Source organism: Candidatus Omnitrophota bacterium (assembly GCA_016929445.1).
Taxonomy (GTDB): domain Bacteria; phylum Omnitrophota; class Gorgyraeia; order JAFGIU01; family JAFGIU01; genus JAFGIU01.
The window spans coordinates 1-19,403 of record JAFGIU010000002.1 but is presented as its reverse complement, the minus strand read 5'-3'; the positions used below and the strand labels follow the sequence as shown (position 1 = coordinate 19,403).

Genomic DNA, 19,403 nt, shown 5'->3' with positions numbered 1-19,403 from the left:
GGCCTGGTGGATGCCGGTCTTCCGGAATGGGTGGTAGAGATTCACAATCTGAGGATGTACACCGAGCGGTTCCTCGCTCTTGGAAAAGAAGCGGACGGGCGCGCCCGCCAGGCCGCTATTCTCAATACTTTGGGGAGCTCGGTGGATGTGGATTACGCGGGGATGTACGAGTTGCTCTTGGCAAGCTTGGATGAGAGTTCCTGGGAGAGCGTGGCCTTAGCCCTGGATGCGCGAGGCGCGGATATGGACTACTGGTATGGGGCGCGCAGGCAATTGGGTTATGAAAAATCAGGGCTCGGCCGGTTTGCCCGCTTTGTCGACTATGCACGGCGTGGAATCCGGGAGGATCGAGCGGTTGTTCGCGGGGTCTATGACGAGGAGCTTGTCGCGCCTTTGCGAGGCAAAGATCCTGTAGCGGACCTGTGGCCCGAGTACAGCCGGTATCGCCACCTATTGGAGCTGGCACGAGAGGTGGAGCCGGCATTAATCCGGAACGAAGTCCTTCCGGCCATCCAAGCCTTGCACGAGGGGCAGGGCGACTATGATTTGATTGCCCAAGAACTGCTCGCAGCTTACCAGCGCGGGCCCGGGGCTTTTGGTTTTTGGTGTGACTTAGTTCTCAGAGATGTGCCGGTTGGGCGCGGGGGCGCGTGGGCCCGTGCCACAGAACTCATCCGTCGGGTTCAGGTGATCGGCAAGGCCTTGGACGGCGACTACCTGGAATGGAATTCCAACGGATTTGGTGCCACATGGGCCGAATACAAAACCTGGCAAGAGCGTTTTGGTGTGGGCGTTTTGGGAGGGGGGCGCAGCCTTCGCTTGGGAGGCCCGAATCCGGCGGTGACCTTGACGATGGCCCAAAGCCCCATGGGATCCCATCCATTAATAGCTGCAAAGGACATGGGTTTTGACCGGGGCACTTTGGCTCTTGTGGTGGGAGAGGGTGCTGATCAGGTCAAAGCGGGTCTTTCGCGCAATCACGTGACCATAGTGGATCAAAGACAGATGGGCGCGGACGGAACGCGGCAAGCAGTCCGGGGTACTGGAGAGGCTACCCTGAAATTGTTGCGCGTTATGGAGTCCCGGGAGCATGTGCTGGTGCTTCACGGAGATAAACCTGCTGTGGACAGCGCCCTGATTGGGCAGGTCATGCGAGCCCATACGCGTTCTCGAACAGAGGGTCAAGCCGCGTTAACCTTAGTGGCTGCCACGGTGGATGAATCAGATCCGGACTTCCGCGACTATGGGCGGCTTGTCCTGGTGAACGGACGCTATGTGGTGATTGAAGACACTCAAATAGCAGAGCTTCGGAAACCCGGAGGCCAAATCCAAATTTTGTCTGCGATTCCGGATAGTCGCGGGGAAAGGGAGGTCATCGCCACCTTCACACAGAAGCAACTCCCGTACATCATGCAGCAACCTGTCTTCACAGGCATGATGGCCTTGAACACATACCAGACCACAGAAAAATTGGCCCGGATTGAGCAAGCAGGGGGAGAGGACCGCTATGCTGTGACAGCCCTTGTCCCGCAGTTTGCCGCGGATCAGGTCCAGGTGGTCCTTGCCGATCCTGCCCAGATGGTGGGCATCAAGACCGCTGCCCAACTCAATGAGGTGGCGGAAAGAATGGTTCTGGCACAGAAGGAGCGTGACCGGGTCCGGGGGATACATCCCTTTGAACCCGAAGTGGCCGAGCTGATGGATTTGCTTGCCGGTGAAGAAGTCATGAGCCGGATGAATACGGCTTGGTCCAATACATTGATTTTGCTCTCCGACGATCAGGACAATTTTGGGATCAATTCCTCGCGTTACTCCCTTTATGAAAAGGCGGTGCGGCTGCATCGCGCGGGGGTCAGCGCCAGCGCGCTTAAGCTGATTCTCGGGAGCAATATTGTTAAGAACGGCACGTTTAAGGCCGTTAATTTGGGCCTTTTCCAGGAGCGCTATCAGGCCTTTGGGAATGTGGACAAGGCGCTGGAAAGTGCTTATGTGCGTGTCCAGGGCACGGATGGAAAGCGCGGGGAGATTCTTTACAGAGAGTTGATTATGGAGGCCAATCCTGGGATTGAAATTCCGCTCAACTTTGATGATATTTCACCGGAAAATATGCGGAAATATGTTTATGCCTGGGTCAAATCTTTGGTCGACCAGGGAATTGCCGAACTGGGGCAGGAGTTCGATATTGGCTATGATCCGCGCGAGGAACGGCTGGAGTCCGATGAGAGGGATGCCCATGGGGTGCTCAAGTCGGCGCAGCGCAACGCGATTCGCGATGCCGTGTTTGAAGGGGTGCGTGATGCGGGTCTGGTGCCTGTGGATGCGGGCATATTACCCACGCCTTTTGTGGGCGCTTTTGCCATTAATCAGAGTTCGGCCGGAGGCATCATGATTACGGCCAGCCACAACCGCTTTAACCAGCATGGGATCAAGATTTTCCTGGCCACAGACGCGCTCAAGCTGCTGCCTCCGGATGATCTGGCTCTAACCGCCGCCTATATCCGGGCCTATGCCGAGGGCGTGGATGACACCCTGGAGGCCCATGGAGGGGAAGTCAGGGACAAGGCGGCCGAAGCCTTTGATTTGGCGGTGGCTGTTCTCTCCGACCCATTCACAGCCTTCACGGATGATCCAGAGGGTAAGTATTCCTATTATGGAATTCAAGAGGATGAACCGCTGGGCGACTATGATGTGATTTTGGATGCGGCTAAGGGAGCCTTTTCTTCCAGAAGACGCAATGGGCAAGTGGTCGAGGGAATTGCCTCGCAGGCCTTGAAGGCTCACGGCGCCAATGTGATCGAAGTGGATTGGGAGGATCCGGAAAATGGGGAGGAATATCAGGGACAGACGAGCTTTGACGAAGGAGACGGCTTTGTGAATGAGGGTTTTGGGGCTGCGGCCTTTGAAGGATTTCCCAAGACAATCGTAACCCCGGCCGATATCCCTGAGGGCTATGCCCTGACTTTTGAGAGGGCCTTTGGACAGGCTCGGAAAGAGGGGCTCCGAGGGCAGTATGCGAGCGGCGAGCGCCGTCTTTCCATTGCTTGGTTTGACTCGGACGGGGACCGCTACATTCGCGGGGATGTCATCATTCCCGATGTCAACGATCCTTCCAAGGACTACATCATCATCTCCGGCGGCGATGAGTGTGCTTACCAGCAGGCGAAATACTTGATTGAGAGACATCGGGAGGAGTACATGGGAGCCGTGGCTGCTCTCACCGTGGAAAGTGATTTTAACGCGGTTTCCAGCTGGCTGGGCTTGGGGCTGGATGCCTACCGCACTGCTGTGGGCGACAAGTGGGTCCTCCTGCGGTCCACCTATGTGAAGATTGCGGCCACCTTGCTGGCCTTGGAAGAGATACTGGAAGAAGCAGGCATACCACGCACTGAATACGAACAGAGCATTAGAGATTTTGAAAAACAGCTGGAGGGTATTTCCCAATCGACGGAGGCCAATGCCAAGCGTTTGTACACTATTATCTCCAGCCTTTCGGAATTCTCTCGCAAGAGCTGGGGAGCTGCGGGCTCATTGGATCAGGCTGAATTGGCACGCAGGATCATCAAGAAGGCCAAGTTTATCGGGGCAGAGGAAACCGGGCACTTTATCCGGTTCCTGCGTGTTCCGGGTCCGGATGGCAACGCGGTTGCTGTGGCCGCGGGCAATGGCCCAGCCGGAGCCATTGGCGCCATGGTGGCCACGCGGCGTATGGAGACCATGACGACTCTTGGCGAGGATGGCCAACCGGAGGGCATGTACGACAGTTATGGCGGGTATGCAGGCTTTCTTGAGAATCCCTTTACCCGAGGCTGCAAGATCAATCGCTATGCCCTGCATATTGACAAATCCAAGCTGCAGGGCATTCGCTTGGCAATGTCTGTGCAGACGACCCGTGAGATTGTGAAGCAGTTTACTGGAGAGTACCCTGCGGATGGGGAGGTCAGGGAACCGCCTGCTGGGACCGATGGTCCTGTTTACGAATCACAGAATCTTCGTATTGTGAGTCGATTCTATGCCAATGAGGCTGAGCAAATGTATTTGGAGATCCAGGAGCGCAATCCAGAGACTGGGGCATTTGAGGGCGTGGCGGCCGTGATTGCCCGCAATTCCGGGACGAGCAAGAAGACCTCTGTCTATGGACGGGGTTCGGTGTCTCCGGCCGTGGATGGCGGCGAGCAGCAAAGGCGCCTGACCGCAGCCGCTGAGGTGGCGCGGGAATTTGTGCTGGCCAACATGCAGGATCCGAGGAGTCGGTACCATGAGGTCAGGCTTGCCGTGCTAAGAGAGTTGGCAAAGCGGAATATCTTGTCGCGGGGAGAGCTGAATGAAATCCTGGAAGGCTACGGATTCGAAGGGAAGGACGCGGATGACGTGATCGATGAGTTCTTGGCCAAGCATCAGAACGACGGCTCGATTCGGGCCTTGTCTGCTGAGGAAGCCCAGGCTTTGGGACACAGTGCGGATGAGAAGCTCTTTGGGGTTACGGAAAGAGGAGCAGTCTATGCTCAGGTCTTGGAACCGGCCTTGGTATTCGATATTCCTGGAATTCCCACTGCAGGGAGTGCGACTGATGCAATTGCCGGTCAGGTCCGGGCCGGGCAAGCCCTGGCCAGCTCGCTGTAACAAGCTGTTTTGGGGACACATCTATGGGTGACATAGGGGATGCCTCACATCTCCTGCTGACTCAAGGGACGCATTCCGGTTGACTCAAGGGACATATCTCCAAAGGAGATGTGTCCCTTACCGGAGCTGTTAATAGTGTATACTTTATAAAGAAGGTGAGTGGTTCGGGGGAGCAATCTGGGGTTGGCGCCAACACAGAAGGGGGTCAGTACCTCCATGCTCAACCGATTGCCAAGGCAATACGCGGTCCTTATTCTCTTCTGGGCTTTGAGTTTGACAGGAGCTGCGGAGACCTCTGCGGCTCCTTCGTGCGTTGGGGAAGGTGAGAGCCCGTCATCGCGAGCCGAGCCAAGTGCGAGGCGTGGCGATTTGTGTTTTGCAGGACAAAGATTGCTTCGCTCCGCTCACAATGACGGAATGAGCTTCCGCAATGACAAGCTGGCCCATGCGCGCGGGGACCTTGCGGGCTTTGTGGCCGGGATGCTGGACAAGCCGGAGGGAGCGCCTGACAGGGTCCGCGAGACTCTGATTCGCGTGGCCATGCAGGCCTGGCGCCAAGAGGATTCCTTGAGGGACTGGGCCACGATCCAAGGCTTGGCCCAGGATCCTAGACTGCCCGCTGAGCTGCGTTCTTACTATGCCCTGCAGTGGATCATGGCACCGGCCCAGCCGCAGGAAACCCGGGAGCTCGCGATGGCCGACATGGAGCGCGCCCACGAGCGGATTTTGCAGGCCGGCAAAAAGCTGGGCTTTGAAGACGTGCAGGCCTTTTTGCGGGGTTTTGCGGGTTTTGATCTGGAACGCTCTCCGGATATGTTCTTTGTGGGAGGGCTTGTGCTGGAGGCTCTCCAAGGTGGAACGAATTTGCCTGAAGAGACCCTGGAAGCAACGAAAGATGCGTTTGGGGTGCTTGCCCGCACAGACTTGGGCATGGGCGCTGCGCGGCGCCGGCTGAGAGAGACCGCGGTCTTATTGGCGGTCCAAGCCTGGCAAAAGGACAAGACAGGTTTTCCTGCCCAGCCGGAAACAGTGGAAGATCTTTGGCATTGGCTCAGCCCCATGATGGGCTTGGGTTTTGACTTGTGGGAATCAGAGAACCGCTTGTATTTGGTCTTTCTCGGCAGGGATCACACTCCTAAAGATTACTTTGTGGTCGAAGACGGGCGCAGCCGGCAGTGTACGGACGAAGAGAAGGCCCTGTACACGGCGTACCGGCAGGAGGAAGAGATGCGGTTGTATGCGCTGGCTTGCGGGACGCGCTCCCCGGATTCGGCAGTGCGGAGACCTGAGGAATTCCTGGCTTACAGCTCTGCGCAGAAACGCAAGCTTGCCTTGGATCCTCAATTCCCGGCTCCGGTGCGCAACTATTTTGCCATGCTGGAGGTTTTTCAGGGGGAAAACAAGCACGGGGAAAGCGAGATCGTGGTGGTGGAGCGGGCCTTGGTCAGGGCCGCAAAGATTACGAATTGGAAAGGGCGGGCCTCTATTTTGCGAGGCCGGGCGGCCCGTCTCAAGAGATACAAACACGCGTACAAGGTTGCCGAAGCCATGGAAATTCTCCGCAGGGAGCAGAGTGATGTCCTGGCGGCTATGGGGGGCGGGGGCGGGTTTTATGGAATGGGGGCCACTTTGGATCTGCGGCCTTTTGTTGAGGCCGGGGTCGTGCCTGTAAAAGCTTTGAACAATCTGGAAGGCTATTTGCTTGACCAGGGGATCATCTCCGAGGCTGAATTGCAGCAAAGCCGCGAGCGGGACCGGGGGGACGACCAGCAGTTGTTTTTGGAAACCAAATTAGGTGAGGAGATGCTCCGCCTGGGAGAAATCCTGGAAATGGTTTACCAGGACTTCATTTATACGATCACGGTGCAATTGCACGACGCTCAATACTTGGGCGGCCAGATCGCGGGTATGACGGCAGGGGAGCTGGTTGGAGCTCTCAAGAGCAAAGAAATCGACTTCAGGACAGTTGATTGGTCTCCGAGAATCCAAGCGCTCCTTGCACGTTTGGATATAACCAGGGATTCCCCGACGCATCGCCTGACCTGGGCCCTGTTGGATCAGGGGCCTGAGGCCATGCGTGCGGCCATGGGCCAGTATGTGGTGGGTTCAGTGACGGTGTCGGATGACGGCGGTTCCACAGGCAAGCTCGCGCGGGCCCTGGCTTGGTGGTTTGGGGAACGCATGAAGCGCGGGGACCGGGAGCACGCCAAGGTGGGGGTTGCCAGGCGTGTGGTCCGAAGTCTGGAAAGTAAGCGCAGCAACGGGTTGCAGGTGTCTTTTCAGGAACATCTTATGCGGGATTTGAGGATTGTGCGCGAGGAAGGGGTTGCCCCTTGGGTGGATGGAGAAAATCCGCCTTTTCCCCTGGACGAGGATCCGCTCTTGGCGCTTTGGATTTCTGACTCATTGGAATCCGCGCGGGCCGTTGATGAGGGGATTATGGAGCTGGCTCGGGACTTTCCGGAGGAGTTGCCCGGCTTGCTCGGGACTCCCCACAGCAACCGGAATCTGTTGGGGGTGGGTATGAGCCTTTTCATGGGCTACTACACCACAGAACAGCTCAGAGAGAATTTGGAACTCATTGCTTGCGGGCAAAAGACCCGGCAGCAGGTGCGTATGGAACTCATGGGTGCGCGTGAGGATGGCGAAGCGGCTTATGGGGTAGACGCCCCCGGAATCCATCCGGCGCAGGCCACTTTGGCGCGTTTGGTCAGAAAGGTCGCGATGAATACCGCGCATGAGGTGGATATTCTGAATGCTGCGGAGGGCGGGGCATTGGTTACTGCCCTGACGGATAAACTGAGCGCGGCTTCTGCGGAACGCTTGAGAGTCTGGCTCAAGGAGCGGGGTTTACCTGAAGACACCTATGTCGAGGTGCGCGGGCCGAACGGACATCCTGTGATCAATATGGGAATTCTTGTTGGAGAAAATATCTGGGAAATGATATCACGCGATGCCTTGGAGCAGGACCCGGTGTTGAAATTGGAAAATGCAGCGGGGGAGCCGGTTCGCGTGGGGCCTTCGATGGTAATCGAGGCGGGGCTGGATTTGCGCCCGGATTCAAATCTATTGCATCAACTCAGGAGACCCAGGGGAAACCCTGAGGTGATCGAGGCCATTGAAAGAGCCCAAATGGATATTTGGGTTCCGGGGAGTATCAACACTTCAATCCTTGCAAACCTCAACCGGGAATCCGCAGAAGCTCATTTCGCAAAGGCTGCCGCTGCAAAAGAGTTCGACCCTTCAGGTTTGGAATCACGGCCGGCTGTGACTATCGAAAATTTGGTGCACAGCAAGGAGTCCGGAGTGTTGTCTGTGACGGAGCGCTTGGCGAGAAAGGTCGCGGGCGCTGCCTTGGCCCGGGGCACCCGGACTGCCGGGGTGGAAGAACTTTTCAATGTGGTGATCGTGAATCGTACCTTTGCGAGAGAAGTCGATGCATTCTTTGCACAGGATTCCGGGAGATGGTCCGGAGAGTACGCGTCCCCCACTGAGGATTCCGGCGAGGCTGCGGAATGGGTTGACTTGTACGGAGACGCGGCTGACGGAGAGCGTAAAGGCCACGTGTTCAGGGTGAACCCCCATATTCGTTTTTTGAGAGAACTTGCGATGGTGAAGAAGGATCCATATCAGGCCCGGGTGCGGATTGAAGCCTCTCGCCTTGAAGCTTTGAGGAAGTTCTTGGCAGAGCACCCCCACTGTTTTGAGGAATGGGATTTGGAACCCGGAGGCCGGGAGTGGAGAGTTTTGCTTTTGGGGTACCAACCCGACAAAGGACAAATGGGCTTAGTGTATATCACCGATGAAGAAAAGAGAGATCTGGAGGCGAGGGGTGTGCGGGTGATTGAGGAATGCCTTGCAACGCCGATCCTCCGTGAACTGAGCTCCGCGGGCGAGACCCAGCGCCGATGGGTTTGCGGGAACGGATTTGTGGGAACCACCAAGGCCCTCTACGAGGCGAGGCATCCGGAAGTGACTTTGGCCAAGGAGCGGCAGACCCTTTTGCAAGGGCATGTGAATCTCCGGAATCAGGAAGAGTTGCGGCGGCTCGCCCCGAACTCCATGCGGATTCTCGAGCAGGCCGTGGCGCATTTTTCCGATCGGAACGTTCAGATTCACACAGGAGAGTACGAGCAAACATTGGCTGTTTACGATGCGGATACCAACCAAGTGTATTTGTATGTGAATCCGGCCCAGCCCTTTTATGAGCAAGGGGGACTGGTGCAGCAGCTGGAGCAGGTCCTCCAGGATCCTCAGCCGGTTGCGGATTTCTCAGAAAGGCTTCCTGTTTTCCTCCAAACGGGGCAGGATCTTCCCAATGCGCGGGCCCAGGCCTTGGGGCGGTTTTTGCTTTATCCGTCCGTGTCTTCGAGGATCACACCGGAGGTACTCAAGAGTCTTCCCGGACACCAACAGGCCAACATGGAGACCTTGGCGAGTCACAGACCCAGCCAAGGGATCTTCTCGGATTTGGATGAAACCTTATCGCGCACAAACGATCCGCTTTCGGACTGGATATTGGAGGCCATGAGAGCATGGGTCTTGGAAGCGCGGGACGCCCATTCCCTGCGCAACGAGAAACGGCGTCTCACAGTGGTGACCAATCAAGCCTGGAATCGCGCGCACACGCGGGGCCTGGGGCGTGTCCCCGCAACGCTGAGTCCTTACTATGCGGTGGAGGCTTCGGCAGGCGTGCATTCGGATCCGAGATACTTGAGAAGAAAGCAGGCCATTCAGCTGATCAAGGAGGTCTGGGAGGAATTTCAGGACCGATACCTCGGAAAGATTTTGCTTCGGAACGGTAATCCTTTGGAATTGGAAGAAGGGGTGAGCCTGCACATCGATTACCGGGACGGGGATAAAAATACGGGCGAGATTGTGGCCTTTGATCTTGAGCTGGAGTATTTGCCGCCGGAAGCGGAAGCAACCGCTAGACAACACTTTGATCATCTCAGAGATGAACTTGCTGGGGCCCTTCAGGCCAAGTTGAGCGCTGCGATGGGAGAGAAAGAATTTGACGGCAGACCCGTGATCCGGACCGGCCGGGGTTCTGTGTCCTGGCTGGGGATTAAGCGGGATGGCATGAGTATCCACGAGCGCGAATTGGAGATGGATCCAAAGGATCGATTGGTGATAGACGATACCACAAACGCTAACGTGGCCACAGCCGTGCAAGATGTGCAACAACGCGGCGGAAATGTGGTGAGTTACGACCGGCACAATCCGGACTTGGGTGACCGGGTACTCCAGATGGTGGGCGAGGATGAGAGTCCTTTTAGGGAGACGGACGATCCGGACTACGGCCCGAGACTGACCCACATGATCTTATGGCAGGAGGCAGCCAAGCTGCGGGCGCTGCGGCGATTGGGCGGGGATTGGGAATCCGTGCTTCGGTTCTTGGAGGAGCAGGTGGGTGCTACCGGAAACTCTTTGCCGGAAGTCCTCCTGATTGATTTGTGGAAGACGAGGCGAGCCCGGGTGACCCAGAATGAAATTGATGCAGCTGAGTTGGGGAACCGGGTTCAGTTGGAAGACGGAGCAGAGCTGGAAGTGGAATTGCTCAACGGCGAAGAATTGGGTCAAGCTTTGGTCCGAATTTTCACGCCCGCTGAATCCGCTGCCGGGCAGGGTCTTGTCCGTATCCGCGGCAAGGTCTTTTTGGAGAGCGGGGTGCGCGTTGCGGGTCACGGCGTTGCGCTCGAAAACGTGATTCTGTTGGACAATGTGCGCGTGGAAGACGGGGTTCAGCTTGCAAACCGCTTTGTTTATGGAGTGGAAGTCTTGTCCGGGGCTGTGCAGCAGGCCTTGGCTGAGTTAGAATTGCCGGCACTGCCGGGGCTGGTTTCAGAATCTGCGTTGGGTAGCTTAGAGCTTATTCAGTCGTCGATCTAGTTGAAATTCCATATGACAAGGTCAAGGAGACCATAGTTTTGTTTCAACGATTTATCCACAGCGCTTGGGGGAGAAGAGCAGCAACGCTTGCGTTCGGGCTGATTGCGTCTGCAGGACTCTGCCTGGTTCCCTCCGATGCCAAAACCTCCGACACAGAATCGCCTGTTTCCGTTCCGCAGGAATACGGCCGCGTTGCGCAGTCTACCCCAGTGGAAGGCGCCGTAAGCACGGTTTTCCTGGTGCAAGATCTGCACGCTCATCCCGAGGCCCAGCAGCATATCGCCCAACTCCTTCAGTATTGGCACCAGGAAACCGGCCTGCCGCTCGTGCTTTCCGAAGGCTCCTGCGGGCCTGTGGACACCAGCCGGGTCGCCTCCTTTCCGCTGAAAGCAATCCGGGAGCGCTTTGCCCGGGTTTTACTCGACCAAGGGGAGCTTACGGGCGAAGAGTACCTCGCCATTGTGGAAGCCCCGGGGGGCATGGAATTCCGGGGTGTGGAAGACCCGGATCTGTATTGGCAGAGCCAGCTTGCCTGGTGGGTGCACCTGAAAGCCCAGGAAGCCGGTGCCAAGTCCTTAGAAGACATGGACAAGGTCGTGGGCGGGCTCAAAGAAAAGATTCTTCCTCCGGAGTTTATTGAGCTCTCTCAGTTTCATGATCAGTTTGCCCGGGGAGAACTTCAGCTTCTGGAGTGGACGGATTATTTATGGAAGGCCGCCGATATTTTGAAGGGTGACTTGGGAGCGGAGTATCCGCAGTTGGCCGCTCTGCGGCAGACATCGGGTCTGGAAAAGGAGATGCCTCTGGAGGCGCGCCAGGATCCCCGGGCTTTTGTGCAATCCCTTATTGGGGAAGCGCAGAAGACTAAGACTGCAGAATCCGTGGAACGGGTGCAGGAGTACGCGGAATATATCCGGGCTCTGGGAACGTTGAATGCGCAGCGCGTGATTGTGGAAATAAACGAGCTTTTTGCGCGTGTGAGGAGCGCATTGGCCGCGGACGCGGAAGCGCAGGCGGTGCTGGAACTGTCCGATTACTGTTCCAGCGTGCGCAAACTTTTTGAGCTGGCGCTGACCACAGAGGATTGGATTCAGTATCAGGAAATGGATGCGGCTTCCGTGATGGAGGTTTTGGGAATTCTGGCCAAGGCCCAGGGCCGGCGTTTTGAGCAGCGGGCCGAACGCGCCGTAAAGAGCCTTGAAAAGCATTTGGTGGAATACGGCCCTGCATTGGAAGCTTTTTATCGTACGGCGGAAGCGCGCGATCAGCACATGTTTGAAGAGGCCAGAAAGCGCATCGGAGAAACCAAAACGCCGGTTGCAGTCTTGGTGGCCGGAGGCTTCCACACCCAGGGGTTGGCAGCCCGCTTTGAAAAAGCGGGAATCTCCACTGTGGTCATCACCCCGGCAGTCAGAACGGAAATCAATGAATCCCGCTATTACCGCCTTATGCAAGGGCAGCGGGCCTCTGTGCAGGACTTGTTGGCGCGCGCCCATCAGCTCTCTCCCACAGCGCATTCTCACCGGTTGGCCGCGCCCTTTGGACAGCTTCAGCCTCTGCTTGTGGACCGGGCCGTGGCCCTGCTCCAGGATCCGGCGTCTGCCGGAGAAATGCTCGATTGGCTGAGCCCCGGGCTGCTCGCGCAGATCGAGGAGGAGTTGCGCGGTCTCGCTTCTGCGGCCGGGTTTGAGGCAGGTGTGGAGCCGCGTCTGATGCAGTTTTTCTCGGACTTGGTTGTGGCAGAGTGGGAGTCTTTTGAGAATCGGGATGGCGAATGGAAAGCATTGTATGGATCGGAGCGTCCGGAGAGTGTGGAGGCGCTTTGGGCTTTGATGGGGGACGCGGGCGGGCGGGTGCTTCCTTGGATGCCTCTGCAAAGGAGGCCGCTCACCTTGGATGAAATTGAAATACTCCAGGGCCGGCAAAACAGCGCAGCGGATTGGTCCCAGGTGTGGGTGGCTCCCGAGTTTGATCTCGGAAGCGGGGCCGCTCAGCTCACCAACAACTATTTTGACGGTCCTGTGTATTTGGGTGCGGGTGCCCGGATTTCAGGATCTGTCATCGGAAATTCTGTGATCGGAGACAATGCCAAAGTCCATTTCGCGGAATTGGAGTACGTGCTTGCGGGCCGAGACTTGAATGTGGAGAAGTCCCTTATCCGGGGTGCAGCCGGTCTATTTACAAAGGATGAAACCGCCAATTTTGTGAGCATTGGGGATCAAGTGACGATTTCAGATCAGTCTCAGGTTTATTCTTTTGGATTCCGGAAGGGACAGAGTCTTTATCCTGATTTGCCCGGGGCCATGCAGCCCGGAACAGCCACAATAATTGAAACCGGTGTGACTTTGCTGAATACCTATGTCAACAACAGCCACATCATGGCGGATACTGCGGCTGTGGATGCTTATGTGGAGCTGGCCACTCTTTTGGAGAAGACGCAAATGTATCCGGGTTCCAGAGCGGTGCTCGGAATCTACGGGGGGATTATCGCGGATGACCAATTGGGCTTTGGAAGCGGCGCGGACATCCTCGGGGCACCCACACAGTATGCTTTGTCGCCTCGCCTGAGCTTTTTTGCGGGAGTCGCTCTTCCCTATACAGAAGTAGAGATGGGAGATGGAAAACAGCGAGTCGATCATCCCACTCCGGTTTGGATTTCGCCGGGCCATATTACAGCCAATTGGACCGGGGCTGAGGGAGAGTCCTATGGAGATGTGTTCTACGAGCCCTATATTTGGGTGGGATCCCGCTCGAATATTTACACGCTTAAGGGCCGGCCCCGGAATTGGGACGATATCCGGTCCAGGAGCGATCTGACAGTTCTGCGTTTTGGATCGCGGCATTTCGGAGAAATGGTGGGTTCTGAAGCGCCGGAATTCAGCAAAACCTATGGGATGAGCAAGACACAATGGGATATTGCGGGCGGGGTCCTGGACGAAGACTGGATTCTGGGAATGATTGCCGAAGACCAGGAGCGCCTGCAGCTTCGTGGTGAAAACTGGGATGAGCGGCATGCGCGGCGTTTTTGGCAGGCCTTTAACGACGGCTTTTGGCGCACGGCAGAGTTAATCGAAAAGGAAATGCGCTATGCGCAATTCCAAGCCCGCGGAGAGGTGTCTCTGGAGCGGATTGCTCAGAATCAGGGGATGCAAAAGCTGTTTGAAGGTCTGCAGGCCTATGCGGAAGTCTTGGGGCTGGAGATAGAGGCGGATGCGGTCCGGCTGCTGGACTTTGTCCAGAAAGGTGGACACAGGGCCCTCAAGGCCGAGTACCCAAGTTTCAAGTATTTTTGGCAGGACGGAGAGTTTGTCAACAACGCACTCCAAAGGCGTTTGGAAGAGCCGATTGCTCCATGGCGGGTGCAGAGCCTGCAGGAGACCGTGAGCGACTTGGAAGAGACTGCAGAGACCCAGGAGCTTCAGCTTTTGTTCAATTCCCTCAGAACCAACGGAGCCCAGGAAAGCATCGGCAAAGCGCTGAGCGAGCGCAGCGTGCTTCGCGAAGCCGGAAGGGATCCGGGTGCATTTAAGTTGGATCACCGGGAGCTTTCAGAAAGCAGTATTCAAGAGCACATTAACAAGATGGCGCGCCAAGGAATCGAATTCAGACTTTTGTCGTCTGGCGAAATTGAAAAGCTTCGAGACTTAGCAGGATATATTGTGGAGCCGGGCACGCAAATTTGGGTGGATCATTTGTTTCAATTGCCGGCGCAGGGGTTGGAGAGCGGCGAGATCCGGCTCTCAGGCGATATTCTCTTGGCAGGGAGCACTGTGTTGCTTCCTAATACCCGGATTCACTCCAGTATTGTGGTCAATAGTACGGTCCAGGGGGAGATTATTCAGTCCAGAATTGTGGACCATAAATCCGGGAACCAGAAACTCTCAGCCCGTTTTTGCAGCATGCAGAATACCTTGGGCGGGGGACGGGTGGCTTTTTCCCACGTGGAAGGCGCGGATACAAGTCTGGATCGGAGAGTGGAAATCGAGGAGGACGCAGTGGTGGAAATGGCGTTGCTCTTAACCCGGGGCCGCAAGAACCCTCAGCCACTGATTCCCGTCACAGGAGAAATACTGCCTGCCAATCTGCCGATATCGGACTCTTGGCGTCAAGCCATCTTGAGTGCCGTACAGCAGACAGGTGAGGAAGTGCTGGAATCCGAATTGCCGGATTCCCCGGAAATTTACCTCAATGGCACCGGAAGTCTGGAACGTTCCGGGACTCGTGTCTTGCGCACCACAGTGAAGGCAGGCGCCCAGGTGCGCGGAGTTTTGTCGCAGGAGGGGATCGTGGACACAGTCCTGGGGCCTCAATCAGTGGCCAAGCGTGTCCGGGCGCTCAAAGATTCCACGCTGCACGGAGAAGCACGTTTTGGCGCGTCCATGAAGAGGAGTTTTGTGGCAGCATATTCGGTTTTTGGGGGCCGGGTGATGAATGATTCCCTTCAGGCTCAGCGCTCAGCCAACGGGCATACGATATCAGACCTGGAAGCAGGCATTATCACCCTGACACACAGTGTGCTTTTCTTCCCCGCGGGGCATTATCCTCCGCGGTCCTTTCTCAATAATCCGGATCAAGTCAAGGAGGTGATTGAGGGCGACGGAGGGATCTATGTGGTGGCTTCCTTGGGGGGCTTTTCTTTGGCCAATGTGGGCGGGGGCGCCAAGCAGCAGCCAGGAGGCTTTCCCACCCTCTTGGATTTCATTGCTTTTCTGCAGATTGGAATCGGGCACTTGCCTGTGAATGGGGCCATTGTCGGGCCCGGCGCATTTATCGGCAAAGACACCTTTGAAGACTACGAAGTCATTCTGCCCTTCAGCCGCAATTCGGACCGGGCCTCCGGCTTGGGTTATGTGCTGAACCAGTTGCATGGGGAGCACCGGCAGCGATTGGTGCGGGGTTTCCACGAGCTCTTGGCTCAGGGGCTTCCCGCAGAAATTTATTTTGAAGGATGGCTCAATCTGCTCGAAAAGGAGTTGCAAAGAAGAAGTGCGATGCTGGGGAATCCGGCTGAAAATACCCAAAGAAATACGCTCAGGATCATTCTCAGTGCGCTACGGGAGATTGAGGAGTGGAGGCGGATCCGGCCCTTTGAATCGCAGCAAATAGGGGAGGGTGCCCGCCGCTGGCAGAGTCCTTGGCGTTTGGTGCAGTTCGAGGATTTAAGAGGGCGCGTGGTGTATGAGTGGGTGAGCGACCGATTCAGTTTTGATCCAGAGAAGAAACAGGTGGGTTTTGGGGAGCCCAGAGCCTGGCCAGAGGTGGATCCGGCTGTGGCCCTCGACCTGGCAGTGACCTTGAGCGTTGGGGATGGCATCACCAAGCAAAGCCCTCAAAATGATCTGGAAGCGTACTTGGTGGATTTGATTCGCTCTGTGGCGGCTGATCTGCCTTCCGGCGCTGTGCGTGTGGAATTACAGCATGTGGAGGGGGCGGTTCCCGGCCTGCGGATGGAATCCCCGGGCGCGGGTGGGCAGGGGCAGATTTTCCTCAACATCGATCTGAGGTCTCCGGTGCCCTTGGTTGACCAGGTCGAGTTTGCCCTTCTGGGAGAGGTTCCGGCGGGTCCGGCTGTGGCTGATTCGGAAACATTTAGGCGTGAGACGGGAAGGGATCCATCCAGGCTTGCGGAGGCCAGGGGTCTTTTGGAAGAATCTCTCTGATACTACGTAAGATACTGAAAATAGATAAGTTATATAAAAATCTAGAAGTCCCGGCCTAAGGGTGGGGCTTTTTTTATGCCTACTTTTAATATTGTATATTTTACTACCTTGTGGTATTCTTTCTTAGTGATATGAATCTCCTTATAGAAAGTTTCACAGGAAGCCGGATGGATTTTCTAGAACAGATTGCCCAAGAGAAGAAGCAACAAGTACAAGTCTTGGCGCAGAGCCTGAGTCTAGACGAGGTTAGAGAACGCGCGTTGGCTGCGGAGCCGGTGCGCGGCTTTCAAAAATCAATTATGAAAGCTGCAAAGCCGGGGCTCATTGCGGAAATAAAAAGAAGGTCGCCCTCGGCCGGAAACCTGCAACCGGATTTGGATCCAGAGAGGCTCGCAAGGACTTATGAGAAGTCCGGGGCTGCGGCGATTTCAGTGCTTACGGATTCGGTTCATTTTGGGGGTTCTCTTGAAACATTATCGCAAGTTCGGGCCAGTGTTTCTTTGCCGGTCTTGAGAAAAGAATTCATCGTGAGCGCTTACCAACTTTATGAAGCCCGGGCCGCCAATGCGGATGCCGCGCTTTTAATCGGTGAGCTGCTTTCCAAAGGGGAGTTGGAGGAGTTCCTCGGGATTGCGCGCGGGATTGGTTTGGACATCCTGGCCGAGGCGCACACGGAAGAGGATTTGAAAAAAGTCGTGGAGGCCGGTGCCGGATTGGTGGGCGTCAATAACCGGGACCTTCGAAACCTGGAGATGGATACCGGGACCTGCGCCAGGCTGTGTTCCTTGATTCCTGCGGATCGGAGTTGGGTGGCGGAGAGCGGGATCCACACGCGGGCCCAGATTGAGGAAGTGCGCGATCTGGGCGCGTGCGCCGTGCTGATCGGAGAGTCGCTGCTCAAAGGTGCTGGGGTCGAGGCGACTGTTGCGGAGCTGTTTGGTTGAGAGTGCCGTTATTGCGAACGGTGCGCGGCCGTCTGTGCGGAACATAGATTGCTTCGCCTGCAGCTCGCAATGACGATCAACGAACTAACGGTGGACTGATGATTCGAGTCAAAATTTGCGGGATTGCCAGAGTGGAAGACGCGATTTGGGCCGTGCGCTGCGGGGCGGATGCCATTGGCATGGTTTTTGCGGAGAGCCCCCGGCGCGTGAATGCCGAAACCGCCATGGCCATTTGCAGGGAATTGGGGCCGCTTGTCGTGCGCGTGGGCGTTTTTGTCAACCAGAGTGTGGATGAGATTTTTGAATTGATCCGCGACTGTTCTTTGGATGCGGTGCAGATGCACCGGGCGACCAGTCCTTATGAAAGAAAATTGCTTCGCAGCCGGGGAATTCGCATTATTCAGGCGACCCGAGTCCGCGGTGAGGAGTTTGTAGACGAGATCAGCCCGCAAGACGCGGATGCAGTTTTGCTGGACACTTACTCTGAGAATATGGCGGGAGGCACGGGCAAGAGTTTTGATTGGTACGTGGCTACGCGAGCTAAGAGCTGGAATGTGCCGCTCATTCTTTCCGGGGGTTTGAGCCCTTACAACGTAAGTGAGGCGATAAGGCAAGTGGCGCCTTATGCCGTGGATGTGTCCAGCGGAGTGGAGGAGTTCCCGGGGCGAAAAGATCCCGGTAAGGTCAAGGAGTTCATTGAACGGGCCAAAAACCTGAGGTGAGGCTATGAATATAGTACTGTTCGCAGATCAAATCCTTTCCGAGCGCGAAAGGAAGACACTGTCCATTCTGGAGGCGATCCGCCGTGACGGACCGCTTTCCCGCGTGGAGATTGCAAAGTTAACCGACCAAAATCTTGTGACCACGTCCAAGTACGTGGCGGATTTGGTTTCCAAGGGCTATGTGCTGGAGAAGGGATTGGATGTATCCAGCGGAGGCCGGCGTCCCGCATTGGTGGAACTCAATGCTTCTGCGGGTTACGCGATTGGGTTGGCGGTTATGCAGACGGGTACCCTCGGCGTGATGATTGATCTGAAGGCCAATGTGGTGACCAAGCTCAAGAAGCCGCCGATTAAGGTAGAACGCGAAGACGACCTGCAACTTCTATACGGCATTGTAGCCGAGCTTATGGAGCAGTCCCGTGTGGATTCTCAGGTAGTGAAGGGCGTGGGCTTAGGGCTTCCGGGCATTTTGGCCCAGGGTCGCAGACTCATCTACAAGAACCTGCTGGAGCAGAAGCTGGGTATCGAGTCCTTTATCGGCTCGAACGTGGCCTACGCCACTTTTGCCGAGAAATGGTTGAGCCTGGATACGCGGCTCAAGGATCTGCTCTATCTGTACGGCGTGGGGACTTGCGGTCTGGTCATCAACGGTCGTGTGTACCGGGGTATCAATTACAATGCCGGCGTCATTGACCGTGTTGAGCAGGTCGACGGCAAAGTGGTGCGCACGTGCGTGGTCCAGGGCGAGGATGTGGAGAAGCTTTCGCAGGCTGCAGCCGAAGGACGGGAAATCGACCCGCAGACGGCCGTTGCCGTGGGCGAGAAGCTGGGCGCCAAGCTCGCGGAGCTGGTGAACTTGCTGACACCTGAGATGATTGTGGTGGGCGGCGGCATGGAGCGCGCGGGCTCGGCCTTGATTGATGCAGCCACACGCGTGATCAAACAGCGTACCTTTGAAGAGACTTCCAGCGGTTTAGAGGTGATCCCCGCCCGCTTGGGCGAGGATGCGGTGGCTTTGGGTGCCGCGGGTTCGGTAGTGCAGCACCTTTTTATCAGCTCGTAGACTGTTTAGCGGCCGCCCACAATTCTTCGAGCTGGTCCGGGGAGAGGTCGTCAAGCTTGCGGCCCTTTTCCTGTGCCGAGCGCTCCATGTGGCGAAAACGCTCGAGGAACTTGGTGTTGGCGCAGCGCAGTTCCGTCTCCGGATCTATTTTGTAGTGGCGGGACAAGTTGACGAGTGTGAAAAACAGGTCGCCGAGCTCTTCTTGAAGATCGCTGAGAGAAGCCTCATCTCGAGCCCGTTCAAACTCTTTGAGTTCCTCCCGGAGCTTTTCGAAAACGGGCCCGGCGGCCGGCCAGTCAAAACCGACTTTGGCGGCGATTTTTTGTATCTCCTTGGCCTGCAACAGAGCCGGGAGACCTGCCGGCACATCATCCATGGCCGATTCGTAGGTGACCCCGCGTTCGGCCTGTTTTATTTTGTGCCAGGACTGCAGGGCCTCATCCACATTGGCGGCTTTTGTCTCTCCGAATACATGCGGGTGGCGGCGCACCAGCTTGGTGTG

7 protein-coding genes are annotated in these 19,403 nt (G+C 56.5%); 6 read left to right on the top strand and 1 reads right to left on the bottom strand.

Annotation, left to right across the window (positions count from 1 at the left end):
* The 6 genes from JW937_00280 to JW937_00255 form a co-directional block, all read left to right on the top strand.
* Window positions 1-4,620: NTP transferase domain-containing protein (locus JW937_00280; GenBank protein MBN1585846.1), on the top strand; the 4,620-nt coding region annotated here is incomplete at its 5' end.
* A 417-nt stretch (window positions 4,621-5,037) separates the two neighbouring features.
* Window positions 5,038-10,512, top strand: a complete 5,475-nt coding sequence (locus tag JW937_00275) for a hypothetical protein (protein MBN1585845.1) — start codon at window positions 5,038-5,040, stop codon at window positions 10,510-10,512.
* 38 nt (window positions 10,513-10,550) lie between these two features.
* Window positions 10,551-16,172 carry a hypothetical protein gene (locus JW937_00270; GenBank protein ID MBN1585844.1) on the top strand — a complete coding sequence of 1,874 codons (5,622 nt, stop codon included), beginning with the start codon at window positions 10,551-10,553 and terminating at the stop codon, window positions 16,170-16,172.
* 167 nt (window positions 16,173-16,339) lie between these two features.
* Entirely contained in the window at window positions 16,340-17,116 is a 777-nt protein-coding gene (gene trpC / locus JW937_00265) for an indole-3-glycerol phosphate synthase TrpC (protein ID MBN1585843.1), read from the top strand.
* Window positions 17,117-17,214: 98 nt separating this feature from the next.
* Window positions 17,215-17,838: a phosphoribosylanthranilate isomerase gene (locus JW937_00260; protein MBN1585842.1), complete on the top strand. Its 624-nt coding sequence runs from the start codon at window positions 17,215-17,217 to the stop codon at window positions 17,836-17,838.
* A gap of 4 nt (window positions 17,839-17,842) precedes the next feature.
* On the top strand, window positions 17,843-18,901 hold the full coding sequence (locus JW937_00255) for an ROK family transcriptional regulator (GenBank protein MBN1585841.1): 1,059 nt from the start codon (window positions 17,843-17,845) through the stop codon (window positions 18,899-18,901).
* Here the strand turns inward: JW937_00255 and JW937_00250 are convergent.
* The coding region (locus tag JW937_00250) for a MazG family protein (protein MBN1585840.1) at window positions 18,891-19,403 on the bottom strand (513 nt) is incomplete at its 5' end. The two genes, JW937_00255 and JW937_00250, sit on opposite strands and share 11 nt — an antisense overlap.

Excerpts from the sequence above, each read along its gene's own strand:
- JW937_00260 (MBN1585842.1), top strand. The coding sequence starts at position 17,215 with ATGATTCGAGTCAAAATTTGCGGGATTGCCAGAGTGGAAGACGCGATT.
- JW937_00255 (MBN1585841.1), top strand. The coding sequence starts at position 17,843 with ATGAATATAGTACTGTTCGCAGATCAAATCCTTTCCGAGCGCGAAAGG.
- trpC (MBN1585843.1), top strand. The coding sequence starts at position 16,340 with ATGGATTTTCTAGAACAGATTGCCCAAGAGAAGAAGCAACAAGTACAA.
- JW937_00275 (MBN1585845.1), top strand. The coding sequence starts at position 5,038 with ATGAGCTTCCGCAATGACAAGCTGGCCCATGCGCGCGGGGACCTTGCG.